The 23,058-nt window shown below is 57.9% G+C and carries 24 protein-coding genes; 12 read left to right on the plus strand and 12 right to left on the minus strand.

The features are described from left to right. Positions 1-22: 22 nt before the first annotated feature. On the plus strand, positions 23-1,738 hold the full coding sequence (locus ACID345_RS25905) for an SEL1-like repeat protein (RefSeq protein WP_011524703.1): 1,716 nt from the start codon (positions 23-25) through the stop codon (positions 1,736-1,738). Between the two features lie 43 nt (positions 1,739-1,781). Next, on the plus strand, positions 1,782-3,137 hold the full coding sequence (locus ACID345_RS20235; RefSeq protein WP_011524704.1) for an aspartate aminotransferase family protein: 1,356 nt from the start codon (positions 1,782-1,784) through the stop codon (positions 3,135-3,137). On the opposite strand, the gene ACID345_RS20240 is transcribed toward ACID345_RS20235, so the two are convergent. Beyond that, positions 3,119-3,349: a hypothetical protein gene (locus ACID345_RS20240; RefSeq protein ID WP_041855929.1), complete on the minus strand. Its 231-nt coding sequence runs from the start codon at positions 3,347-3,349 to the stop codon at positions 3,119-3,121. The genes ACID345_RS20235 and ACID345_RS20240 overlap by 19 nt on opposite strands. A gap of 31 nt (positions 3,350-3,380) precedes the next feature. Between ACID345_RS20240 and ACID345_RS20245 the strand changes: the two genes are divergently transcribed. Further along, positions 3,381-4,670, plus strand: coding sequence for a hypothetical protein (locus ACID345_RS20245; RefSeq protein WP_148210198.1), 1,290 nt, complete (start codon positions 3,381-3,383; stop codon positions 4,668-4,670). Here ACID345_RS20245 and agaR read toward each other — a convergent pair whose 3' ends face one another. Beyond that, positions 4,671-5,474 (minus strand): transcriptional repressor AgaR, encoded by an 804-nt coding sequence (gene agaR, locus ACID345_RS20250; protein WP_011524707.1) that lies wholly within the window; start codon positions 5,472-5,474, stop codon positions 4,671-4,673. A gap of 583 nt (positions 5,475-6,057) precedes the next feature. Here agaR and ACID345_RS20255 point away from each other — a divergent pair. After that, positions 6,058-9,519: a TonB-dependent receptor gene (locus tag ACID345_RS20255; RefSeq protein ID WP_011524708.1), complete on the plus strand. Its 3,462-nt coding sequence runs from the start codon at positions 6,058-6,060 to the stop codon at positions 9,517-9,519. 68 nt (positions 9,520-9,587) lie between these two features. Here ACID345_RS20255 and ACID345_RS20260 read toward each other — a convergent pair whose 3' ends face one another. From ACID345_RS20260 to ACID345_RS20270, 3 genes are read right to left on the minus strand one after another with little or no spacing between them, the layout of a single operon-like run. Beyond that, positions 9,588-9,995: a hypothetical protein gene (locus ACID345_RS20260; RefSeq protein ID WP_011524709.1), complete on the minus strand. Its 408-nt coding sequence runs from the start codon at positions 9,993-9,995 to the stop codon at positions 9,588-9,590. 54 nt (positions 9,996-10,049) lie between these two features. Beyond that, positions 10,050-10,415 (minus strand): DUF1634 domain-containing protein, encoded by a 366-nt coding sequence (locus ACID345_RS20265; RefSeq protein WP_041856995.1) that lies wholly within the window; start codon positions 10,413-10,415, stop codon positions 10,050-10,052. A gap of 5 nt (positions 10,416-10,420) precedes the next feature. Further along, positions 10,421-11,257 carry a sulfite exporter TauE/SafE family protein gene (locus ACID345_RS20270; protein ID WP_011524711.1) on the minus strand — a complete coding sequence of 279 codons (837 nt, stop codon included), beginning with the start codon at positions 11,255-11,257 and terminating at the stop codon, positions 10,421-10,423. 230 nt (positions 11,258-11,487) lie between these two features. On the opposite strand from ACID345_RS20270, the gene ACID345_RS20275 reads away from it, so the two are divergent. Next, entirely contained in the window at positions 11,488-11,811 is a 324-nt protein-coding gene (locus tag ACID345_RS20275) for a hypothetical protein (RefSeq protein ID WP_228370681.1), read from the plus strand. Positions 11,812-11,841: 30 nt separating this feature from the next. Here the strand turns inward: ACID345_RS20275 and ACID345_RS20280 are convergent, their stop codons facing one another. Continuing rightward, positions 11,842-12,087 (minus strand): hypothetical protein, encoded by a 246-nt coding sequence (locus ACID345_RS20280; RefSeq protein ID WP_041855932.1) that lies wholly within the window; start codon positions 12,085-12,087, stop codon positions 11,842-11,844. A 13-nt stretch (positions 12,088-12,100) separates the two neighbouring features. After that, complete coding sequence (locus tag ACID345_RS26405; RefSeq protein ID WP_011524714.1) at positions 12,101-12,253, minus strand: DUF3309 family protein; 153 nt, start codon at positions 12,251-12,253, stop codon at positions 12,101-12,103. A 99-nt stretch (positions 12,254-12,352) separates the two neighbouring features. On the opposite strand from ACID345_RS26405, the gene def reads away from it, so the two are divergent. Together def and ACID345_RS26700 are read left to right on the plus strand one after the other, a co-directional pair. Further along, a complete protein-coding gene (gene def / locus ACID345_RS20290; RefSeq protein ID WP_041856997.1) occupies positions 12,353-12,943 on the plus strand; it encodes a peptide deformylase in 591 nt (196 codons plus the stop codon). Positions 12,944-13,014: 71 nt separating this feature from the next. Next, positions 13,015-13,200 carry a hypothetical protein gene (locus ACID345_RS26700; protein ID WP_148210199.1) on the plus strand — a complete coding sequence of 62 codons (186 nt, stop codon included), beginning with the start codon at positions 13,015-13,017 and terminating at the stop codon, positions 13,198-13,200. 22 nt (positions 13,201-13,222) lie between these two features. Here the strand turns inward: ACID345_RS26700 and ACID345_RS20300 are convergent, their stop codons facing one another. The 4 genes from ACID345_RS20300 to ACID345_RS20320 all read right to left on the minus strand — a co-directional run bounded on the left by ACID345_RS20300 (position 13,223) and on the right by ACID345_RS20320 (position 18,892). Then, on the minus strand, positions 13,223-14,260 hold the full coding sequence (locus tag ACID345_RS20300) for an alpha/beta fold hydrolase (RefSeq protein ID WP_011524717.1): 1,038 nt from the start codon (positions 14,258-14,260) through the stop codon (positions 13,223-13,225). 117 nt (positions 14,261-14,377) lie between these two features. After that, complete coding sequence (locus tag ACID345_RS20305) at positions 14,378-15,592, minus strand: glycine C-acetyltransferase (RefSeq protein ID WP_011524718.1); 1,215 nt, start codon at positions 15,590-15,592, stop codon at positions 14,378-14,380. Positions 15,593-16,066: 474 nt separating this feature from the next. After that, a complete protein-coding gene (tdh, locus tag ACID345_RS20315) occupies positions 16,067-17,119 on the minus strand; it encodes an L-threonine 3-dehydrogenase (RefSeq protein ID WP_011524719.1) in 1,053 nt (350 codons plus the stop codon). 168 nt (positions 17,120-17,287) lie between these two features. Beyond that, the gene (locus tag ACID345_RS20320; protein WP_011524720.1) at positions 17,288-18,892 is read right to left on the minus strand and encodes a hydantoinase B/oxoprolinase family protein; all 1,605 of its coding nucleotides are present in this window, start codon (positions 18,890-18,892) and stop codon (positions 17,288-17,290) included. Between the two features lie 153 nt (positions 18,893-19,045). Here ACID345_RS20320 and ACID345_RS27070 point away from each other — a divergent pair, with 153 nt between their 5' ends. After that, positions 19,046-19,192: a hypothetical protein gene (locus tag ACID345_RS27070; protein ID WP_187148876.1), complete on the plus strand. Its 147-nt coding sequence runs from the start codon at positions 19,046-19,048 to the stop codon at positions 19,190-19,192. Between the two features lie 253 nt (positions 19,193-19,445). Next, positions 19,446-19,868 (plus strand): MerR family transcriptional regulator, encoded by a 423-nt coding sequence (locus tag ACID345_RS20330; RefSeq protein ID WP_228370682.1) that lies wholly within the window; start codon positions 19,446-19,448, stop codon positions 19,866-19,868. Positions 19,869-20,273: 405 nt separating this feature from the next. Here the strand turns inward: ACID345_RS20330 and ACID345_RS20335 are convergent, their stop codons facing one another. Continuing rightward, positions 20,274-21,530, minus strand: coding sequence for an L-lactate MFS transporter (locus ACID345_RS20335; protein ID WP_011524722.1), 1,257 nt, complete (start codon positions 21,528-21,530; stop codon positions 20,274-20,276). Positions 21,531-21,673: 143 nt separating this feature from the next. Between ACID345_RS20335 and ACID345_RS20340 the strand changes: the two genes are divergently transcribed. From ACID345_RS20340 to ACID345_RS20350, 3 genes are all read left to right on the plus strand, one after another. Continuing rightward, positions 21,674-21,892 (plus strand): hypothetical protein, encoded by a 219-nt coding sequence (locus ACID345_RS20340; protein WP_041855935.1) that lies wholly within the window; start codon positions 21,674-21,676, stop codon positions 21,890-21,892. An 86-nt stretch (positions 21,893-21,978) separates the two neighbouring features. Next, on the plus strand, positions 21,979-22,560 hold the full coding sequence (locus ACID345_RS20345) for a BON domain-containing protein (protein WP_011524724.1): 582 nt from the start codon (positions 21,979-21,981) through the stop codon (positions 22,558-22,560). A 125-nt stretch (positions 22,561-22,685) separates the two neighbouring features. After that, positions 22,686-23,057: a transcriptional regulator gene (locus ACID345_RS20350; protein WP_011524725.1), complete on the plus strand. Its 372-nt coding sequence runs from the start codon at positions 22,686-22,688 to the stop codon at positions 23,055-23,057. Position 23,058: the final 1 nt, after the last annotated feature.

Raw genomic sequence — 23,058 nt, forward strand, 5'->3', positions numbered from 1 at the left:
GCGCCACAACTTGGAGAATGTGATGATCTGCCCGAAGTGCCAGTCTGAAAATCCTGAATTGAACCGCTTCTGTGGAGCGTGCGGAAGCCGTTTGCAGGAGACCGCTCCGGTAGATCAGGCCCGTCCGAGCAACGGCAACGATGCGAACAAACCCGGAGTTCCGGGAGTCCGTCGTCCGTTCATCGTTTCAACCACAGCCATGGCGGACGTCACAGCGCAGATGCTGAACACGCGCGTCGTACTGCCGTCACCATCGGTTGCAAGCGCAACGCATTCTGGATACGTGGCTCCGCTGAAGCCGCGCGTGGAACACATTGCGCACGGCGAAGACCTGCCGGAGCCCGAAATCGCGCCGGTTGATCCCAATGATGAACCGATGTTCGCCGAGGGCTCCGTAGAACAGCAAGAAGGTACGGTTCACGAATTCGATCTGGATTCCCCGGAAGAGAAGGAAGCCGAAGAATGGCTGGAGCGGACGGTCGCCGAGCACGAAGCGCACATGCCCCCGCCGCGAACAGAGACCCCGGGCTCCATCTTGAATCTGAGCGCGCCGGTTGAATCGGTGGCGTCTGAGCGGCTCGAAGAGCCGCCCGTAGAGCAAGAGCCGGTTCGCAATTCGTTTCTTCAATTCGACCCGCCGTCGGAATCGACTGGCGGCAGCGTATCCGGGCCATCGTTCCTGGGATTGGATGAGCCACCGTCGCAGGACTATCTTCTCGAGGAATCTGGATCCCACACGGGAAGGAATCTCGTGTTGGTGGCGATCGTGGCCATCGTCGCCGCGATGGGCTACCTCGAGTGGCGTGCGAGTAGCCGTGGTGAATCCACTAATCCGGTGGATGTACTGCACTTGAAACTCCCGAAGAAGAAGGGGCAGGGTCCGGCCGAGGTTGCAACGTCGACGACGACCTCGCCGGGCGGCTCTTCGACTACCGAGAGCGCCAACAATTCCGGCAAACCTGATCTGATAGCGGAGCCGAACCAGCCAGCGGCACAGAGTAGCGCTGCCGCGGGGAATTCTCAGACTTCCGCTACGCCGGCGCCGAACGCGAATCCAGGAACTGCGGAAGCGAATCCGCCTTCGACCGCCGCGGCAACGACGAATGCGGCAGGTACCTCTTCTCCGCAGCCCGCTGCAGCCGCAACGAAATCGACACCCCCACCGGTCGAGAAACAGACGACCGAAGTCGCAAAGAATACGCCGCCGCCCGCGAAGAAACCCGAGCCTCTACCGCAGTCTGACGCGGCCACCGCGAAGCCGACCGCCAGTAAGCCGGCGGCAGCGATCGCAAGCAAGCCCCCGACGCCTGCTGCCCAGACGCAAGAAACTGATCCGACTCTGAATGCCGGCGGTGCCGAGCTGCAGAAAGGCAAAGCTGCAGGCGCAACCGACGATGGCCGCATGTGGCTCTGGAAAGCTGTGGCGAAGGGCAACGGCGAAGCTCCTGTACTTCTGGCGGACATGTATCTGCAAGGCAGAGGCGTCCCGAAAGATTGCGAGCAGGCGATGCTGCTGCTCAACGCTGCCGCGAAGAAGGCGAATCCTCGCGCACGTTCGAGACTTGGCTCGTTGTATGCCACTGGCGAGTGCGTTTCCCAGGATCGGGTGCAGGCTTATAAGTGGATGACCTCGGCACTCGCCGCGAATCCGGGAAGTGATTGGATCGAAAAGAACCGCCAGCAACTTCTGAGCCAGATGACGGCGTCGGAGCGCAAGCGCGCCGCTGCAATTCAGTAGCAGCCCTCGAAAGCAATGCTCACGGTGACGTAAAATCGCCATCGTGAGCTCCCACGCAATTCTGCCGCGTTCCTTTACGAAGCAGTACCCTGTCGCCGCACGAGCGCATGGCGCGCGCATCTGGGACACCCAAGGTCGCGAGTACATTGATCTCAGCGGAAGTGCCGTCGTAAATTTCATCGGCTTCGGCAACGACACCGTCGTTCAAGCCATGGCGGAGCAAGCCTCTCGGCTGCCATTCGTCCACTCCAGCCAATTCACGAGCGAGATCGCCGAACACTTCGCGGCAGAAGTGCTGGACTTCGCCGGTCCGGCCTTCGAGGGAGGCGCTGTCTTTTTCACCTGTGGCGGATCAGAAGCAGTTGAAACCGCATTAAAATTGGCGCGGCAGTTCCAGGTGGAAACTGGGCATCCCGATCGCTGCGAGATCATCAGCCGACAGCAGGCGTATCACGGTTCGACACTCGGCGCTCTCGCCGTCAGCGGCAATCTCTCGCGGCGCGAGATCTACTTGCCGATGGTGCGCGAGTTCGAGCATATCCGCATTCCCTACTGCTATCGCTGTGAGTTCAGTTGCGAACTTGGATGCGACGACTGCGGACGCAAGTACGCTGACGATCTGCGCCACGCCATCGAGCACAGTGCTGGGCGCGCAGCAGCGTTTATCGGAGAGCCGATCAGCGGTGCGACGCTCGGCGCCGTTGCTCCACCACCCATTTATTGGCCCGCGATTGCGAGCATCTGCAAGGAACACGGCCTTTTGCTGATTGCCGACGAAGTCATGACCGGTTTCGGCCGCACGGGGCGCAACTTCGCGATGGACCACTGGAACGTCGCGCCGGACATTCTCGTCGCTGGCAAAGGAATCGGCAGCGGATATGCCCCTCTCGGCGCCGTGATCGTGTCGGCACGTGTGGTGGACGCCCTTCGCAAAGGCTCCGGCATGCTGATCCATGGATTCACATATAACGCGCATCCGGTATCCATGGCAGCGGGTTCCGCCGTATTGGCGCACATCCGCGAGATGGAACTCGTGCAAGCCGCAGACTCGGAGCACGGATCGATTGGACAGGCCTTTATGCAGGCGCTGCACTTGCTAGAAGAAATCGAGGCTGTCGGCGATGTTCGTGGCCTGGGGCTGCTGCACGCCGTGGAATTCGTGCGGGATCGCGCTACGCGTGAGGCCTATCCAGCAGCGCTGAAGTTTTCGGGGAAGGTTGCAGCGGCTGCGCTGAAGCGCGGGGTCCTTACTTACCCGATGCAGGGATCGATCGACGGAACAAGGGGCGACCATATCCTGCTCGCGCCGCCCGCCGTCGAGCTAGACCGGCTGCTCGAAGCCGTGCATCTGCTCGGAGACGCCATCCGCGAAGCCAGCGATCAGGCCGCGCGGTCATGAGAGGTGATTGGTACTTCATCACCGACATCTTCTCCATTCACGGAGACGATTGCTTTCTGGTGGACCGGCGGCTTATCGAACTCGCGCTCGGCTTCTTCCTCAATCTCCGCCTCGATCGGCGTCACGATCTCCTCGGCAGAATCGGTGAACTCTCGATTCTCCTCAGGACCGCGTTCCGCCCGTTCCACTCCTTCAGAATCGTTCAACGGCATGGGATCATCTCCATCACTTAGGATGCATAGTTTGCGATTTTGGAAACCGGCGCTGATGTTTCTCGTCGTAACGGCGCTGCCGTGCTTTTCCCAGGAAATGCCCGGCATGCCGGACATGAATATGCATCCGCATGGCGGCATGTCCGCAAATACATTCGTCGAAGCAATCGAGAACCACAGCAGTTCTGGAAGCAGCGTGGAGCCGATCTCCACTCCAGTGGACATGATGATGTCCCTGCACAAAGGCTGGATGCTTATGCTGCACGGCGAACTCTTCCTGAATGCAATTCAGCAGAGCGGACCACGTGGTGGTGACAAAGTCTTCTCTACCAACTGGATCATGCCGATGGCGCAGCGAAGTCTCGGGCCCGGCACCTTGACGGTCCGTACGATGCTTAGCCTGGAGCCGGCGACGGTCACCCAGCGCCGCTATCCTGAGCTTTTCCAAGTGGGCGAAACGGCGTTCGGCAATTCCATTGTGGACGGCCAGCATCCGCACGACTTGTTCATGGAGATCGCCGCACTTTACGACATCAAACTTTCGAAAGATGCACTACTCTCGTTCTATGCCGCGCCGGTCGGCGATCCAGCGATCGGGCCCATCGCCTATCCCCACCGTATTTCAGCGTCGGAGGACCCTCTCGCGACGCTTGGCCATCACCTCCAGGACTCGACCCACGTTGCCGCCGACGTATTCACCGGAGGGTTCACCTACAAGATGGTGCGGCTTGAAGCTTCGGGCTTTCACGGGCGCGAACCAGATGAGAATCGCTGGAACATCGACCAGGGAACACTCGATTCATACTCCGCGCGCATCACCATCGTACCTGCGAAGAACTGGTCCGGCCAGTTTTCGGCGGCACATATCGTGAGCCCAGAAGTTATTGCGCCCAACGAAGACCAGCTCCGCATGACCGCCTCCGTGAGCTACAACCGTCCGCTCCCGCGAGGCAATTGGGCCAGCACTGTTTTATGGGGACGCACGCGCACTCTCGGCCAATCGCAGCCCTTCAATGGATATCTCGCGGAGAGCACCGTGAAATTTGCGGAGAAGAACTACGTCTGGGGGCGCATTGAGAACGTAGACCGCAGCACGGAATTGCTCGAACTCCCGTCAGCGGGAGAGGGGTTCCTCGCACGCGTACAGGCCTACACCACGGGCTACGAGCGGACGTTCCACGTAGTCGACCGTGCGGAAACAGGACTTGGCGCGCAGGTCACCTTCTACGCGAAGCCGGATTTTCTCACGCCGAGCTACGGCGATCATCCCACGGGCGTGGTGGCTTTCTTGAAGATCCGTTTGCGCGGCAAAGGGCAGTAGCTAAACGAGTGTCACTTCGATGCCAGCCTCACGGAGCTCCTGCACGGTATCGCGAGAGACATGTTTGTCTGTGATCACTTCGTGAATTGCATCCGGCGGAACGATTACGGCCAGACTGCGTTTCCCAAATTTGCTCGAGTCACACACCGCAACCACTCTTCGCGCGGCGTGCGCCATGGCGCGATTGACGCGGGCTTCCAGCACGTTCGGCGTTGTGAGACCCACCTTCGCATCGAATCCATCCACGCCAAGGAACAACACATCGGCGTTGATCTCGCGCAGTGTGTCTTCGGCCTGCGGGCCGACAAGCGAGAACGAATTCTTGCGAAGCGTTCCACCGGTGAGAATGACGTCGATGCTGGTGCCCGCAAGCTCTGCAGCAATGTTCACCGCGTTGGTGATGACGGTGAGTTCGCGGAAATCCCGCAGCGCGCGAGAGATCGCGGTGGTCGTGGAACCGGAATCAAGGATGACGCACTGCCCTTCCTTCACCATGCGGACGGCAGCGCTCGCAATTCGCAGCTTCTCGCGTTGATGAAGCTTCTCCTTGTCCTGGAGAGAGGGATCAGTAAGGTTGTTCGACCGAACTGGCAGCGCTCCGCCGTGCGTGCGCTGGATCAGGCCGCGGGCTTGTAGGAACTCAAGGTCTTTTCGGATCGTGATGGCAGAGGTAGAAAATCGCTGCGCCAAATCCACGACCAGTGCGCGCCCTTCGCGCTGCACGATCGTCAGGATTTCCTGCCGCCGCTCGTCGGTAAGCCAGTCTTTTGTCGCCGGCGATGCACCCATGTCGCTTTTCTGCACCAAGCGTTCCCTTTTACTACGTTTGCTTACGTTTCGCCAGAAATATCGGTTTTAAACTGCATTTCCGAAGCCTCCCCATGCCACTCATTCGCCGGACCTCTACTCTCCCGATTCGCTGTTGAAACCCTGGCAATTTCTGCTCAGAATATCGTTTTTGCTCTGCAATACGCAGTTTCTCCGATTAAAACTATGCCTCGACGAAGATCTGATTCACTCAGCATCGAAGACACAATCGTTTCAATTTGGGCGATTCGAAATGGAATTTTCGAAGTAGCGCTAACGGGTCAGCCGCCCATTGTCGGAACGCCCGCTCTCCAGTATTAAACGGTTTCAAATCAAATTTTATTTTCGGATTTCCCTTGCGGCGAAACTAGTGTGATGTTACGTTTTATTGCCTTAACGAGTCGCCGCTCGGGCAAAAGCATTTCGTTTTGCCTTACGGGAACCGTTAAGTTTCAGCGACGCAATGACCACAGCGATCAACCCGACCATCAGAGTCGGGAAAGTGCGGCTTTCCAACCGAGGGCGCAAGCATTCAAAACTGGTTCTCAAGATTCGGTTCAGATTGATTCGGGGGTGCGGTATGAAGTCTTTCCGCCACGTAGCGATAAGCGTTTTCCTCTTTGTTGTTCTCACAGGCATCGGCCTGGCGCAGAACACCAGCCAGATCACCGGTTCGGTCCGCGACTCAAGTGGCGCGGCCGTACCCAATGCCGAAGTGGTCGTGAGCAGTCCGGAGCGCGGTATCGAGCGCCCTACAAAGACCAACGACGCCGGTGAATATGCAGTCAGCGGCATTCCCGCCGGTTCCTACAACTTGAAAGTTACGGCGCAGGGCTTCAAGTCCTACGAAGCGAAAGGCATCGTGCTTCGCGTGGCGCAGAAGACACGCGCTGACGCCGACCTTCAGATCGGCGGCACGACGACCGAAGTCACCGTAGCCGGCGAGAGCATCGGCCAGGTGGAAACGCAATCGTCGGATATGTCGGGCGTCGTCACCGGCAAAGAGATTTCGCAACTTCAGTTGAATGGACGCAACTTCACGCAGCTCGTGACCCTCGTCCCCGGCGTCAGCAATCAGACCGGACAGGATGAAGGCACCGTGGGCATCGCTGGGAACGTCTCTTTCAGCTTCAATGGCGGCCGCACTGAGTACAACAATTGGGAGCTCGACGGTGGCGACAATATGGACAACGGGTCCAACGCCACCCTTAACGTTAACCCAAGCTTGGACTCCATCGCCGAAGTCAAAGTGCTCACCTCGAACTACGGCGCGCAGTATGGCCGCAGCGGTTCTGGCACGGTCGAAGTCGAGACCAAGTCTGGTACCAGCAGCTTCCACGGCGACGCATACGAATTCGTTCGCAACGACGCGTTCAACGCGAAGAGCTATTTCTCTTACACCGAGCCGCTGATCCCGGCTTATAAGAAAAACGACTACGGCTACACTCTCGGCGGACCGATCTTCATTCCCGGGCACTACAACGAGAGCAAGCAGAAGTCTTTCTTCTTCTGGTCGCAGGAGTGGCGCAAAGAACGCGTTCCGGCGCCGTTCAACATTCCGGTGCCGTCAGCCGCGGAGCGCGCCGGAGACTTCAGTGACCAGTGCCCCGGCAACTCCTGTCCGCATATGGCTGACGGGAGCCCGTATCCCGGCAACATCGTTCCGATTGATCCGACGGGAAGTGCGCTTCTGGCGCTGATACCGGGGGCGAATCTCGGCTCAGGAGCGAGTTCGGTGTACAACGCTTCGCCGACACAGCCGACCTACTGGCGCGAAGAACTCTTTCGCATCGATCACAATATCAACGACAAGTGGCACGTGACGTTCCGCTACACCCACGATAGCTGGAACACAATCAACCCAACGTCACAATGGACCGGTAGCGCTTTCCCAACGGTGCAGACGAATTTCGTCGGCCCGGCAATCAGCATGGTGGGGCGTGTCACAACGACCTTCACGCCGACGCTGGTCAACGAGTTCGTGATGAGCTACACCACCGACCACATCACGTTCTCTTCGACCGGAACCCCGAATCCGAATGCCTGGCAGCGACCGCAGGATCTCGCCATGGGCTATCTCTTTAACAACGGTTTTGGTGGAAAGCTTCCGGCGATCACCGTCTCCGATCCTGCTTACGGCGGAGGCTTCTACGAGGACCCGAACGGCGAATGGCCGGAAGGCGCGTACAACTCGAACCCGACTTACACCTTCCGCGACAACTTGAACAAGATCATCGGAAGACATAACCTGCAGTTCGGTGCGTACTACGTTGCGGCACAGAAGAACGAACTCAGCGGCATCCTGGTCAATGGATCGCTCGGCTTCGACAGCACGTCGGCGGTTTCAACCGGGAATGCCTTTGCAGACATGCTGACCGGAAATATCGCGAGCTTCTCGCAGGGCAGCGACAACATCAAGTTCTACAACCGCTACAAGATCCTCGAACCCTACTTCCAGGACGACTGGCGCGTCACGCCGAAACTCACGTTGAACCTCGGAATCCGTCTCAGCGCGTTCGGGACTTACCGCGAGAAGGACAATCACGCCTATAACTGGGACCCGAAAGCCTACGATCCAACCTCCGCTCCGGTGTTCAATGCTGATGGTTCAGTGAGCGGCGGCAACATTTACGACGGGCTTGTGCAGTGCGGCAAGAGCAGCGTGCCGGAAGGCTGTATGTCCGGCCATCTGTGGAACTGGGCTCCGCGAGTGGGCTTCGCTTGGGATCCGTTCGGCACCGGCAAAACTGCTGTTCGCGGCGGCTACGGGATCTTCTACGAGCACACCAACGGCAACGAAGCCAATACCGAAGGCTTGGAAGGGCAGTCGTCTCCGCTGATCCAGACCGCTTCGCAGTCGAGTGTGGTTGGGTACACCAATCTTGGCGTCGCCGCCGGGCTTGACGCGCAGTTCCCGCTGAGCTTCATCTCCGTTCCCACGAGCGCCACATGGCCGTACATGCAGCAATGGCACTTTGATATCCAGCACGAAATCATGAAGGACACCGTGCTGGTTGTGGCCTACGTCGGCAGCAAGGGCACCCACCTCGGCCGGCAGTCGGACATCAACCAACTTCTCCCGACGCCGCTCGCCGACAATCCATTTAAGGCAGGCGAGGTCATCACCTCGGATGTCTGCAACAACATGATGACGCCTAGCGGCGTTGCCGTGACCGGGCAGGCAGCAACCAATCTCGCGGTCGCTTGCGGCGCTGATGCCAACCCATTTCGTCCGTACCTGGGCATCGGCACCATCACCCGCTTGGAGAACGAGTCGGGCTCCACGTATCACGCCTTCCAACTCGCAGCACGTCGCAACGTTGGACAGTTACAGTTGAACGTCGCTTACACCTGGAGCCACTCCATTGACGACGCTTCCGACCGCTATGACGGGTCGTTCGTCGATGCCTATGATCCGCGCCTGAATCGCGCCAGTTCGAGCTTCGATATTCGGCACATGCTTAACGTAGGCTACGTTTGGGACATGCCGTTCTTTAAGGACCGTGGCTGGAAGAATATCCTGCTCGGTGGCTGGGAACTGTCTGGCATTACCAGCTTCCAAACCGGCACACCGTTTAGCGTGCCGAACGGCGGCGCTTACGGTGACAACGCTGGGGTCGGCAATGGCGTCGGTACCGGTTCGTATGCGGATGTCGTCTCGGATCCGTACTCGAATATCCCCGGCGGAAACGGCGCATTCCTTGGGCCGCTCGTCGGGAACCCGGCGGCGTTCGCACAGCCGACAGCACTTACGTTCGGAAACTCGGGACGCAATTACCTGCGTAACCCGGGCTACACCAACTGGAACATGTCGCTCTTCAAGAACTTCAAGCTCAGCGAGCGCTTCAATCTCCAGTTCCGAAGCGAAGCCTTCAACATCTTCAACCACACCGAGTGGGCTTCGGTTGGCGGCGACGCCGGCTCCGCTGCCGGCAACGGCCTGCAGTCCTACACCAACTCCTTCGGAGGAGACAATTTCCTGTACATCGGAGCTGCCCATCCGCCGCGCATTCTGCAACTCGGTTTGAAACTTGTCTTCTAGGTTCCTCCCGTGAAAGCACGGCCCGATCCGCAATGGATCGGGCCATTTTTCTTGTCCTAGATAATTTACTAAGTTTCTGCCGGCGTCGCCGTCTGCGAATGCGCAGAGAGGATCGCAAATCCAATCACAACCGCGGTGCCTAACAAGAGCACACGAGCAATTGGGCCGACGTGAGAAACCGGGTCTCCAACAACTGCCCGAAGCAATCCAACGCTCGCGCTTGCCGAGCAGAACGCAAAGTAGGCACGCTCCCGCAGACAGCGCGAATAACCGGTGAGGATGAGCAGCACGCTCGTCACGATGAAATACACGCAAAACACTGCGATGTTCCCTGCCGTAAACGCCCGCTGCGGCAGCAGCAGCCCAGCCTTCGGCGCCGACGCGAGTCTTATCATCGCAATCCCAAGAAAGACGAAGGAATGCACCAGCGCGATGATCGCTCGCTTGCGGTTATTCAGAATGCCGTACGTTTCCATTGCCGAAAGTGTACGGAGGGCCCGGACGAGGCGTCTGCGACATAAGTCACAATTTCAGGAGGACTGCAAAAGGCTAAACAGAAGTACTCCGAGTACCACGAAAGTCAAAACAACGTAGAGCCAATCCCTCTCCAACGCGAACGCCCCAACCGAGAACAATACTCGCGCAATCGGCGTGGCGATCAGCAGGAGCAGCCCAAGCTGAATGATGGACTGCGCATCGAGCACGCCCGTTCCATGCAACACGCCCGGGATGGATTTCAGCGCCTCCGGCACGCTATGGAATTCGGTGAAGTCTCTCGGCTGATGCGCAGCGGAGTGCAAGTACATCACCCCACCGACGAACACTACGAACGCCGCCAGGAGCACGCCCGTGCGCAGCATCACGCCGACAATCTGCTCCATCCTCGTATCGCTCATTCCATTCATAAGCGCCCTGAAAGTCCGTTGAAGATCATTTCGAAACCGAGCACCACGATCACGCCTGCAAACACCCAACGCAGCACCTTCACGCGCGCTCTTACCAGAACCTTCGCTCCCAGCATCGAACCGGCAAGCACTCCCAGCATCACCGGCATCGCTAACGCGGGATGGATATAGCCGCGGCTGAGATACACGCCCGCGCTCGCCGCTGCCGTTACGCCGATCATGAAATTGCTGGTTGTGGTTGAGACCTTGAACGGGATGCGCATCGCCTGGTCCATCGCCAGCACCTTCACCGCACCCGAACCAATCCCGAGCAAACCCGACAACGTTCCCGCCGCGAACATCAAACTGAATCCCGTGGGAACATTGTGCACGTTGTACGATTGCGGCCCATTCGTCCCCGGGAATGATCCGTTCAATCGCAGCGCCGTCGCGAGTTTGTCGCGCGATTGGTCCACCACATCTCCCGTTCGTTGTCGTGATGAGAGATAGGCAGAGTAGAGCAGCACCATGCCGAAGATCACGGCGATCCACGACGTAGCAACTCGTGTCGCGAGATAAGCCCCGGCCAGCGCGCCGAAGGTCGTCGCGATTTCCAGGAACATCCCGATGCGGATATTCGAGTAGCCCTCGCGGACGTAGGCAGCCGCTGCTCCCGAAGACGTCGCGATCACCGATACCAACGACGCCCCAATTGCGTAGCGAATATCAACGTGCAGGAACAAGGCGAGTAGAGGCACGATGACCACGCCGCCGCCCAATCCGGTAAGCGATCCGAGTAAGCCCGCCGCAAACGACCCGAGCCAAACAATCGTTGTGAAAGTCCAGATTTGCAAGGGTTTACCGCTCCTGTCCCAAATTGAAACTCCGCTTTCGCAAGGTAACCAAAGGACGTATGACCGGGGTACTCTTTGCTTCGTCGCAAGGAAGACTAGACTCTTTCTTGTCAACGGGTTTGCTCTGGATCCGTACCGCACAGAAAGAATAATCCATGCACAATAACCTCGGAATTGAAACACGCTGCCGTAATCTTTGGAGCGAAGTTGTTTCGGCCCTTGAAAATCGCGTGACCTCGGTCAACCGATATGTTCCGGAAGCCAAGAGCCGTATCGCCTGCGAGATGCTGAGCGGTGACGCGATCCAGATCAAACAGGACGCCGCGAACCGCAGCCTTGTCGCCTCCCTGGATTTGAAGGCACATTCAATTCAATTAAATAGGTTCGAAGGGTCTGCTGCAGAAAAGCATGAAGAGCATGATCTCCCGCTCTCGATGCTCGGCGACGGTGAATTGTACGTCACGGATGGCCGGCAACTGCTCGCCGATCCGGTCGAAGTCGCAAAGTTCCTGATGTCCGCCCTGTTGAACCAGAGCGCGACTGCCGCCGCGTAAAGCGCATCCAGCTCTTAAAACGAACCCAGCCTATTGCGGCTGGGTTTTGTCTTCTACCTTTTCGGCGCCCTCTTTGGTCTTCTTCGCCGTCTTGTGCGCGACCTTCTTTGTCGTCTTTTTCGTCGCGTGCCCTGTCTTTTTCGCCGCGTCCTTAACGTCTGACCCGGCGTCCTTCACATCCTGTTTTGAACTCTGCGTATCTTGTGCGATTGCAATCGGCGCAATACCGGCGCACAGGAGACCTGCGATCATCAATTTGCTCAGCGTCAATTTCATTTGCACCTCCGGCCTACACTCTTCCCATCAGCAGCAGAATCACCAGGATCAGAACGATCACTCCAAGCCCGCCGCTCGGGTAATAGCCCCAGCTTCGGCTGTAAGGCCAAGCCGGGAATACACCAATCAACATCAACACCAACACAACAACCAGGATCGTAAGCATTTTCGCCCTCCACTGTTAACTAAACTTGCAACAGAAGTTGGACGCCTGTTTGGGCTGCTCGGGATGCCTAGCACGCCATTTGCCATGTATGATGCCGCGATGCGATTGAAACTCGTCCAGGCGGGCGAACCAGTTCTGCGCACTCCGGCGGAGCCGCTCGCGATCAAGGAGATAGCCAGCCGCGAAATTGCCCGCCTCATCGAAGACATGCGCGACACTCTGGAAGACGCGCCTGGAGTCGGCTTGGCCGCGCCGCAGGTCGGTGTGCCGATTCAGCTAGCAATCATCGAGGACCGCGCGGAGTACTCGAAAGACATCCCCACTGAACAACTCGCGGAACGCGGGCGCGTGCCCGTCCCCTTCCACGTGATTATCAATCCGGTCCTCAAGCCACTCGGAAAATCACAAGTGGATTTCTTCGAGGGCTGCCTCAGCGTGGCCGGCTTCATCGCGGTCGTCCCGCGTTATCGCAAGGTCCGAGTCACCTGTCTTGACGAAAACGGGGCCCAGCGCCGGATCGAGGCTTCGGGTTGGTACGCGCGCATTCTTCAGCACGAAATCGATCATCTGAACGGGACTCTTTATGTAGATCGAATGCGTTCACAAACATTCGCGTCACTGGAAAACTATGCGCGGTTCCTGAAGCACAAAAGTGTCAAGGATGTTTTGCGCGACTGGAAGGCCCGATAAATTCATCGGAAATCGACCCGCGTTGGCCCAACCTGCGGTATGCTTTCTCCCCAGTTTATTGGAGTATCTGTATGCATCTCGAGCATCATCACAGTTGCAATGCCCCAATCCCGCACCATGTTCACGGCGGCGACTGGACGAGCGTCTGCCCCAATCCCATCGGCGCCAAGTGTTACAAGTGCGATCGCTTTTATTGCGATGACCACATTCGCAAGCACGATTGCGACGGCAACGACGACCATCCAGCGTCCGACTAGCGTGCCTTCGTAGCACCTATAATCATTGCAAGAATGACTTCAGTTCGAGAGCTCGGTGAACTGCCGGTACCACTTGTTCTTCGCGGCATCCAGGCGCAAGATGGCCGCAAGTAGAATCGAGCTGCATCGGGACATTCAGCAATAGCTCGGCAAACACCATGGCCGGATGCGGGTTGACCATGTGGTCACTGTTCGACACGATAATCAGCATGTGTGCCTTCACCGCCTTCGCCGCGCCAGACATCTGTCCGTTGAATCGCATCGAGATGTCGTGCGTCATCATCGCATCGAGTTGACGCAACCGATCGCATGGGTCCATCGTCTCTGACGCTTCGATCTTCTCCGCTGCCGTCGGAAAGTTCTTTGGCAGCGTGTCGTCGTTGATTCTGTCCGGCGTCGTCAACTCCAAGTGGTGAATGTCTGCCACCGACGGAATCAGCAAGCCCGCCTTGTAATCTCCATCGTTAAAGTTCTTGTTTTCGAGAATCGCATTCTTCTCCGCGCGCCACAGCAACAGGTCGTGTGCTGTCATCTGCGTGGTGCCCACGATGGAGATCACCGCGTCCATGTAATCCGGATATTGCACCGCCCATTGAAACGCCTGCATCCCGCCCATGGAACCACCGAGCACAGCGCGAATGTGCTTCAACTTCAGCGTCTCGGTCAACAACCGATGCTGCGATTCCACCATGTCGGCGATGGTGATCTGCGGAAACTTCATTCTCGGCTGCGCTTTGCTGTTTGACGGTGATGAACTCACGCCATTCGCCAGCGCATCAATCGCGACAACGTAATAGTGCGCGGGATCCACGTATTTATCGGCGCCCACGCTCCCGGCCTGCTGCTCGCTCGTTCCGGTGAACCACGTCAGCAGGACCACGATATTCGACTGCTCCGCGTTCAACTTGCCCCAAGTGCGATACCCGATGCGACAATTCTGGATAGTCTCGCCGCTCTCGACCTTGCACTGCCCAAGATCCGCGAATTGCTGCTCACCCTCGGCAAGCGCAAATCCACCAAGCATGAGTACCGTAGCGCAGATTAATAACCATCGATACACAAGAACCCCCTGTCATCCTGGGCGAAGCCGCGTAGCGGCGAAGTCGAAGGACCCCTTCGCTACGAATAGAAAAGACGCGCCAACTCGACGCGTCTCCTATTTTTCCAACTTTTCGGCTCAGTTCACAATACCCAACCGTTTACCGACTCGCTTCAGCATCTGCAACGCTTGCGTGAGCTGATCGTGAGTATGCGTCGCGGTCATGATCGTCCGGATGCGCGCCTTGCCCTCCGCGACCGTGGGGAACGCGATACCGGTGGCCATGATGCCCTCGTCGAACAACTCGCGCGAGAACTGCATCGCCAACCGTCCTTCTCCCACGATGATCGGCGTGATCGGCGTCTCGCTGGCAGGCGTGTTCTGGCCACCAATGTTGAATCCGATCAGCCCGAGTTCCTTCTTGAAGAAGCGCGTGTTCTCCCACAGCTTCTCGATCCGCTCCGGTTCCTGCTCCAGCACATCGAACGCCGCGATGCACGTTGCTGCGACAGACGGCGGATGCGACGTCGAGAACAGGAACGGCCGGGCGCGGTGATAGAGGAAATCGATCAGGTCCTTCGACCCGCAAACATATCCGCCCAGGGCGCCAATTGCTTTCGAGAGCGTTCCCACCTGGACGTCCACGCGCCCGTGCACATTGAAATGGTCGATCGTGCCTCGGCCGTTGCGCCCGAGCACACCGGACGAATGCGCGTCGTCTACCATCATGATCGCGCCATACTTCTCCGCCGCGTCACAAAGCCCCGGCAACGGCCCGATGTCGCCATCCATTGAGAAGACGCCATCGCTAATGACCAGCTTTTTGCCCGGTTGATCTTTTATGCTCGCGAGCTGCTCCTCGGCATGCGCGACGTCCTTGTGCCGAAATACCAGGATCTTCGCTCGAGATAACCGCGCGCCATCAATGATCGAAGCATGGTTCAGCTCGTCGGAGATGATGAAGTCTTCTTTGCCGAGAATCGCCGAAACTGTTCCGGCGTTCGCTGCGAAGCCAGATTGGAAGACAACGCAAGCTTCGACGTTCTTGAAGCGCGCAATTTTCTCCTCGAGTTCCATGTGGATGCGCATCGTGCCGGCAATCGTCCGCACCGCACCCGAGCCTACACCGTACTTCTTTGTCGCCTCCAACGCCGCCTCGCGCAGCTTCGGATGCGTCGTCAGGCCGAGGTAATTGTTCGACGCGAGATTGATCACCTTCTTGCCGTCGAACGTGCATACCGCTTCCTGCTCGTCTTCCAGTACGCGCAGACGGAAATGCGTGCCCTTGGCCTTCAGTTCGTTCATCTGATCGGTAAGGTAAGAGAGCGGATTGGTACGGGTTGTGGTGGACATCAGTGTTCTCCGATTAAATCAAAAAACGAGAGGGTTGCCGGAAGCAACGCTTACGGCTGCGATCTTCCTCAATTGAGTTAGTAAGTCAACGGAAAGCTCGTCCTTCACGACCTCGAGTGTCGAATCTATTTCACGGATGAGCTCGGCTGTTTCCGCGATTACGTCTCCACAATGCGTTCCGCTGTATAGAACTCGAGTTAAGAGGAGTGGGGCGTTCTTCCCGCAGCTTGCAACAACGGATCGCACATGGGCAATCGTCGCTATGTTTCCCAGACGATCGTTCACAAGGAAGCCCTGATGTTCACAGGACTGGGCGACCCAATGATCATGCGCAATCCATTGTTTCTCGGATGCCCCATCTCTCAGGACCGCTTCGCCGTATTCGTCGATCTCAAGCAATTCAGGAAACGGATGTGGCTTAGCTCTGCCCTCGCGAACGCAGTTGCACGCGACACTGGCATCCAGTCCCACAGGTTATTTCGTCCCATTCGGATACATCAAAATCTTGCTGGCTTCACCGCTCTGCAATCGCGCCATCGCCGTGCTGAAGTCCTTCATCGGGATCTTGTCGGTAATCACCGGATGCAGATCGAGCATCTTGGCCTTGAGCAGCGCTTCCATCTGGTACCAGGTCTCATACATCTTGCGGCCGTTGATGCCCTGCACGATCGCGCCCTTGAAGATGATGTCTTCCGCGAGGTTGATCTCGATGGGCTTGCCAGGGATTCCGAGCAAGGACGCGCGTCCCCCGAGCCGGAGGATCGAGAAGCCGAGTTTGATCGCGTCCTGGCGTCCAGCCATTTCGAGCAGAACGTCAACACCCACGCCCTCAGTGTTATCGAGTACCACCTGCTTCACGTTGTCCTTCGTGGGATCGAGCACGAAGTCGGCTTTCATCTTCTTGGCGATCGCGCGCCGGTGTTCATTTACTTCGATGGCGAACACTTTCGTCGCGCCACAGGCTTTCGCCACGGCGATCGAAAACAACCCGATGGGTCCGCAGCCCGTGATCGCAACGGTCTTCGCAGCAATGTCGCCCGCGAGCACTGTGTGCACCGCGTTTCCGAGCGGATCGAGAATCGAGGCGTATTCCTGCGGAATCGCCGGATCCAGCTTCCAGATGTTCGACTCCGGAATCACCACGTACTCGGCGAAAGCGCCGTTCGCGTCCACGCCGATGATCTTCACGTGTTGGCAAATATGCGCCTGTCCGGTTCTGCACTGCAGGCACTTCCCGCAGTTCACGTGCATTTCGGCGGAAACAAAATCGCCTTCCTTCACCAGCGTTACTTCACTACCCACCGCAACCACGTCTCCACAGAACTCATGGCCGGGGATGAGCGGCGGCTTAATGCGGCGCTGGGCCCACTGGTCCCAGTTGTAAATGTGGAGGTCGGTACCACAGATGGAAGCAACTTTAACTTTGACGAGGACTTCGTTCGGTCCAAATTTAGGAACAGGAACTTCGCGAATCTCCGAGCCTGGAGCGGCCTCGGGTTTCATAACTGCAAGCATTGTATTCGGCATAGGAAGGCGCTTTCACTGACGATGCAAGCCGCTCCCCAACGCACGCCGAAGCGTACAGAGGGATCGCAGACTAGCGTGCAAACCGGTCATTTTATCACTCCGCGACGCTCTCCTGAGCAGCGGACCCGCTGGCACTTCCGTATTGGGATAGACGGTCATCGATGCGTCTCAGCGGCCCCAGCCACCACCGCCCGGGGTTTCCACGCGAATCCGTTCGCCCTTCTTTAGTTTCCCAGTCGCTTTGCCTGGGATTGTTCGCGCCTCCGAGCCCACGATCGCCGCTTTGCCCAGCGATCCCGGTGATCCGCCTTTTGCTCCATACGGCGGAATCGTTCGTCGCTCCGAGAGCAACGTGACCTGCGCATCCGTCAGCACCTCGATTTCTCGCACGATGCCATCGCCGCCACAATGCTTCCCCGCTCCACCGCTTCCGCGCCGAATCCCATAGCGCGTTACGCGGAAGGGATAGGCATACTCCAGCGCCTCTGCGGGCGTGTTGAGCGAGTTCGTCATGTGCGTATGCAGACCGCTTGCGCCGTCGCCGTCGGTATTCGCTCCGGACCCGCCGGCGATCGTCTCGTAATAGGCGAAGGGCTCGCCGGTGCGGGGATCGATTCCGCCGATGGTCAGGTTGTTCATGGTTCCGGAGGAAGCCGCTGGAATCCGCTCCGGCATTACCTTCGCCAGCGCGCGCAGCAGCACATCCACAATTCGTTGCGACGTCTCCACGTTGCCGCCCGCGACTGCCGCTGGTGGCCGGGCATTCACCACCGTCCCTTTCGGCGCGATCAAACGCACTGGCCGCATTAATCCGCTGGTTGCCGGCACGTCTTCCGCCAGCAAACAGCGGAATACGTAGAAACATGCCGAGTAAGTGATCGCCTCCACCGCGTTCGTACTCCCACTCACTTGCGGGTCGGTTCCCGTGAAATCTACGGTCACCACATTGCGCTTCTTCTCCCGCGCGAATGTGAGTTTCACTGCGATTCGAACTGGCTTCGAGGCGTGCACCTCACTCGTTCCCGCAACCGGAGCGCCGTCGTCATCGAGGAAATCTTCTGCCTCGTAGCTTCCCACAGGAATTTGCGCCAGGAGCGATTGCATCATCGCCTCGGAATAGTCCAGCAGTGCGTCAGCCGCCTGCTGCACCCGCGCTAGCCCGTAGCGCGCACAGACTTCACGCAGCCGCGTTTCGCCGGTATGGCACGCGGCAATCTGCGCGCTCAAATCGCCTTCGCGCTCGCGCGGCGTACGCACGTTCGCCAGCAACAGGGCCAGCAGATCGCGATCCATCTTCCCGCGACGCACCAGCTTCACCGGCGGAATCCGGAAGCCTTCCTGGTAAATCTCGCTGCACAGACCCATCGATCCCGCGAACGTTCCGCCGACATCCGCGTGGTGCGCGCGCGATGCCACAAAGAAATCCGGCTTCTTGTTCTTACCAATGAATACGGGCGCTACAAACGTAATGTCCGGCAGATGGGTTCCGCCTCGGAACGGATCGTTCACCATCGCGACATCGCCGGGTTCGAGCACCAGGTCTTGCAGCGCGGCTGCCACGCTCATCGGCATCGAGCCCAGGTGCACCGGCATGTGATCGCCCATCGCGAGCGCGTGGCCTGCAGCGTCGAAGACCGCGCAAGAATAATCGCGACGTTCTTTGATGTTGGGAGAAAACGCGGTGCGTCGTAGCGCCGCACCCATCTCCTCGGCAATCGAGTGGAAGATGCTTTTGAAAATCTCAAGCTCGATAGGATCAAACTTGCGCGCCATCCACAGAGTTTATCGTCACCCCCTTGACGACTCGCTCGAACTCAGATGCGCAAGTGAAATTTGCGAAATTTCTATTGACATTTTTGGTATGCACCCCCAAAATCTTGGGTCAGTGGTCATCCTGATACAAGGTATGAGGGTGACTGAACAGAAGTGGGCCACAAAATCGGAATCTTCTTTTTCAAGGGAGAAGGTTCTAAAAAAGGAGGCTACCAACATGGCAACGAAGAAAGCCGCAAAGAAAGCCGCAAAGAAAAAGAAGAAGTAGTTAAGGCCCCAACGGCAACAGAAATCGTCTAGAGACCTCCGCAGGAATGCGGGGGTTTTTTATCTTTGGGCCCGTCGGATCTCAGCAGCTCTGGTGAGAGTTGTTGCTTATTGAAGCGGAGATCAATTGAAGTGTTCCTTCAACGAAAACTTTAGAGTAAGCTGTCGTCTCAACGGCGGCAGATTCGCTCGTAGTTTGTATACTGGCAGCAGCGTAGTGCGCCCATTACGTCGAAGAACTCCGAAAGGCCATGGTTAAGCCGCAAGGAGAACGATGTCACCCTCGATGGCAGCCACAAAGAAAACTCGCTCGAAGAAGAACGAAGAGCTCGTCATTCCCGATAAGCTTTATTTCCGCATCGGTGAAGTTGCGAAGCTGCTCTCGTTGCCCGCGTACGTGCTGCGCTTCTGGGAAACAGAATTCCCGCAGCTCAAGCCGACCAAGAGCAACACCGGCCAGCGGATGTACCGGCGCCGCGAGGTGGACCTTGCGATCCGCGTGAAGAAGCTGCTCTACGATGAGGGATTCACGATCGCGGGAGCGCGCGAGCGATTGAAGGCCGAGTCGAAGCCGGCGAAGGCGCAATCCGGGTTGCCGTTCCCGAAGGCTGCATCGAGCGATGGCCTGCGCGAAGTGAAGCGCGGACTGACGGAGATCCTGAATATCCTGTCATCCAAGAATGGAAACAAGGCTCGGGCGAAAGCGTAACTGCCAAGTAACCTCCTATCCCCTGAGCGAATCTTTGTTTTCAATATTTTAGGGATCTTTTGTCTGCAAAATATTCAAAAATAAAGAGTTATAGGCAAAATCTTCAAAAATATAGACTTAGCTGACGAGAGAACAGCAGATTCCCACGTCGCGGCTCCGCAGCTCCTCGCAGTGACAGGACGCGCTTAGGAGAAGCGAACGGCGAGGTCGGCTGACCGCGGTGCGCTTTCCGAGCAATGCGGAATGGCCGCGTTGGCAGATTGTCAAAGAACTAGTGTGTCTGTTGGGAATGCCCCACATGGTCATATTCCATGAGGGTGCGCAAGGAAATCAGTGACCTGGGACACAGGTCGTTGTGCGATAGATCACAGGAGGGCTGTGACTTCGCAAAGCGGTGGCTTCGCATTACGCCGCGCGCGACTGGTTGATGGGCACCACCGCTCCCTTGCGTGGTCGCTTCCGCGCCAAGATCGGCAGCACCAGCGACACGACCATCACGATCCCGATCACATAAATCGCCTGGCGATACTGCCCCGTGGTCTGGCGGATGTGCGCAATCATCAGCGGCGACGGGATGGCTGCTGCGCCCCACGCCAGCAGGATCCATCCGTAGATCCCACCCATAAATTTCGCGCCGAAGAAGTCGGCGGTGAACGACGGCATGGTACCGAAGCCGCCTCCATAGCAGAGACCCACGATCGCCACGGCGGTAGCGAAAAGTGCCCGCGTGGTAAGGTGCGGCAGCGCGAAGAAAATCACCGCCTGGATCGCGAAGAGCAGGAAGTACACCGTGCCACGTCCGATGAGGTCCGACATCCATGCCCAGAACACGCGGCCTGCGGCGTTAAAGATCGAGATTAAGCCGACGATTCCGGCCGCGGAAATCGCTGTGAGCCCCACGATCTGCTGTGCCATAGGCGAGGCTTGGCTGATGATCATGATTCCCGCAGAGGTGTTGAGGAAGAGCATGGCAAACAGCAGCCAAAATTGCCACGTGCGCATTGCTTCGGCGACGGTGAAGGTCTCGGTCGTCGCCGATTTCGACACCGCAGAAGTTGGCTGCCAGCCGACCGGACGCCAGCCCTCCGGCGGATTTTCGTATGCCTGCGCGGTAAGGATCACCAGCACCCCGTACACAATACCCATGCCGAGGAATGTGTAAGGAATCCCCCGTGACACGATCAACTTCGCCGCGATCGGGCTCATGATGAGCGCGCCGGCACCGTACCCCGCAACCGCGACGCCGGTCATCAAGCCGCGGAGATCGGGGAACCACTTGGCGATCGTCGCCACCGGGCAGATGTAGCCCATGCCCATGCCGACGCCGCTTAACACGCCGTAACCGATGTAGAGCACCGTAAGCGAGTGGTTCTTTACGCCGATGCTCGCCACGATGTATCCAATGCCGTAGAGCACGCCGGCGACCGTCGCAACCATGCGCGGACCGACGCGATCCAGCCACAAGCCACCGATCACCGTGCCCACGCCGAGGAACGCCAGCGCGATGGTGAAGTTCAGAGAAACCTCGGTCAGCGTCCAGTGCTCACCGCCGACCAAAGGCTTCACGAAAACGCTCCAGCCGTACACAGCGCCCAGGCAAATCTGCATGATCACAGCGGCAACGGCAATCAACCAGCGATTAGGCAGGGACTTATCGGGCATGGACTCTCCTCGTCTCCATTAACGAGAGTCCGTCGCTGTGGCGAAGGGTTGGCTGCAAAGCAAGAATTCACGGCGGGGCGTTTACAGCAATTTACGTGGAACCCGCATCTCACTTACCTGCAACTCTGAATTCGGGAGAATTCATGCGTCCGTTAGCCATCATTGGAATCATTGTGTTAGTCCTGGGTATCCTTTCCTTCGTCGTGCCTGTGCCGCACTCGGAACGGCATGGTGTAAACCTCGGCGACGCCTCACTTAGCGTGACGACGCACCATGACCAAATGCTGCCGCCCGCGGTCGGTGGCGTGCTGTGCCTGGTTGGCGCTGGGCTGCTCATCTTCGGGTTCCGCCGCAGCAGCTAACCTGAGCGCTTTGGCGCTACATCACCGTTCCTGCCCGATGAATCCAAACTTCGTCCGTCCAATCTAAATAAGGGAGGAGTGTACTTATGAAAAGAGCGTTTGGACTCCTATTGGCTGCGCTGCTCAGCACCGCGGCATTCGCACAAATCAAGATTGATCCCGTCGTCCCCGACGTAAAGGCCGTTGCCAGTCCTTCCGGCGATAAGAACGAAACCCGCATCGCCAAGGAAGTGCGACATGAGCTGCTGATGCTTCCCTACTACAGCATCTTCGACGACCTCGGCTTCGAAGTGCGCGGGGCGAACGTCGAACTCAACGGCGCAGTGAATGACGGCACCCTTATCAAACAAGCTGAGAATGCAGTGAAAGACATAGAAGGCGTTGGCACTGTTACCAACAACATCAAGTTGCTCACACCGTTTCCCGATGACGTGCGTATCCGTCGCGAAGCTTACCGCAAGATCTTCAGTACGGGCGGGCTCTCGCAATATGCGTGGGAAGCGGCGCCCAGCATCCACATCATCGTGGACCGAGGACGCATTCGCCTGATCGGTTACGTGAATAATCAGGGAGACAAGGACTTGGCCAACATCGCCGCGAATGGCATCCCGGGCGTATTCGGAGTGACGAACGAATTGCAGGTCGTTAACGGCAAGCAGAGCAAATAGATTGCGGGGAACCCCTTCTATCGCGCAGCGATAGAGGGCGGCGATCGCGAATTCCACCTCTGTGTTAAGCGGCTTACTAAGTGTGGGATACGCTGCTGTAACGAGGGCCGCTACTCTCAACCGATATGGTTGAGATCACCAACAGCATCCTGTACGTCGGCACGCCCGGCGTGGACAACAACTGCCGTGAACATGCCCTGGTAGCCAGTGGGATCGGAGTTGCGAGTGTCGAGTCGCCCGAGTCCGCCCTGAGTTATGTGAAAAATTCCGGGGTGAGCGTCGTGGTGCTGGAGGACACTGGCAACATGGATGTCCCGCTATTGGCGTCTTGCCTGAAAGTCGCGAACCCTTTCGTTCGCGTGATTGCGCTCACAAACGATCCGACCAGCGCTCCTTACGTCGACACACCAATTGCGAAGCCAGTCTCGATCGACATACTGCTCAAGGCGATTCGTTACAACCTTGCTTTGAGCGGCATCGCTGCCCACCGCGTATAGA

Source organism: Candidatus Koribacter versatilis Ellin345, assembly GCF_000014005.1.
Taxonomy (GTDB): Bacteria; Acidobacteriota; Terriglobia; order Terriglobales; family Acidobacteriaceae; genus Korobacter; species Korobacter versatilis_A.

What these genes read in the sequence shown, in the direction of transcription:
- ACID345_RS25905 (WP_011524703.1), top strand. Translation starts at nt 23, where the DNA reads ATGATCTGCCCGAAGTGCCAGTCTGAAAATCCTGAATTGAACCGCTTC.
- ACID345_RS20240 (WP_041855929.1), bottom strand. Translation starts at nt 3,349, where the DNA reads ATGCCGTTGAACGATTCTGAAGGAGTGGAACGGGCGGAACGCGGTCCT.
- ACID345_RS20255 (WP_011524708.1), top strand. Translation starts at nt 6,058, where the DNA reads ATGAAGTCTTTCCGCCACGTAGCGATAAGCGTTTTCCTCTTTGTTGTT.
- ACID345_RS20260 (WP_011524709.1), bottom strand. Translation starts at nt 9,995, where the DNA reads ATGGAAACGTACGGCATTCTGAATAACCGCAAGCGAGCGATCATCGCG.
- ACID345_RS20265 (WP_041856995.1), bottom strand. Translation starts at nt 10,415, where the DNA reads ATGAGCGATACGAGGATGGAGCAGATTGTCGGCGTGATGCTGCGCACG.
- ACID345_RS20280 (WP_041855932.1), bottom strand. Translation starts at nt 12,087, where the DNA reads ATGAAATTGACGCTGAGCAAATTGATGATCGCAGGTCTCCTGTGCGCC.
- ACID345_RS26405 (WP_011524714.1), bottom strand. Translation starts at nt 12,253, where the DNA reads ATGCTTACGATCCTGGTTGTTGTGTTGGTGTTGATGTTGATTGGTGTA.
- def (WP_041856997.1), top strand. Translation starts at nt 12,353, where the DNA reads ATGCGATTGAAACTCGTCCAGGCGGGCGAACCAGTTCTGCGCACTCCG.
- ACID345_RS26700 (WP_148210199.1), top strand. Translation starts at nt 13,015, where the DNA reads ATGCATCTCGAGCATCATCACAGTTGCAATGCCCCAATCCCGCACCAT.
- ACID345_RS20305 (WP_011524718.1), bottom strand. Translation starts at nt 15,592, where the DNA reads ATGTCCACCACAACCCGTACCAATCCGCTCTCTTACCTTACCGATCAG.
- tdh (WP_011524719.1), bottom strand. Translation starts at nt 17,119, where the DNA reads ATGCCGAATACAATGCTTGCAGTTATGAAACCCGAGGCCGCTCCAGGC.
- ACID345_RS20320 (WP_011524720.1), bottom strand. Translation starts at nt 18,892, where the DNA reads ATGGCGCGCAAGTTTGATCCTATCGAGCTTGAGATTTTCAAAAGCATC.
- ACID345_RS20330 (WP_228370682.1), top strand. Translation starts at nt 19,446, where the DNA reads ATGGCAGCCACAAAGAAAACTCGCTCGAAGAAGAACGAAGAGCTCGTC.
- ACID345_RS20335 (WP_011524722.1), bottom strand. Translation starts at nt 21,530, where the DNA reads ATGCCCGATAAGTCCCTGCCTAATCGCTGGTTGATTGCCGTTGCCGCT.
- ACID345_RS20340 (WP_041855935.1), top strand. Translation starts at nt 21,674, where the DNA reads ATGCGTCCGTTAGCCATCATTGGAATCATTGTGTTAGTCCTGGGTATC.
- ACID345_RS20345 (WP_011524724.1), top strand. Translation starts at nt 21,979, where the DNA reads ATGAAAAGAGCGTTTGGACTCCTATTGGCTGCGCTGCTCAGCACCGCG.
- ACID345_RS20350 (WP_011524725.1), top strand. Translation starts at nt 22,686, where the DNA reads ATGGTTGAGATCACCAACAGCATCCTGTACGTCGGCACGCCCGGCGTG.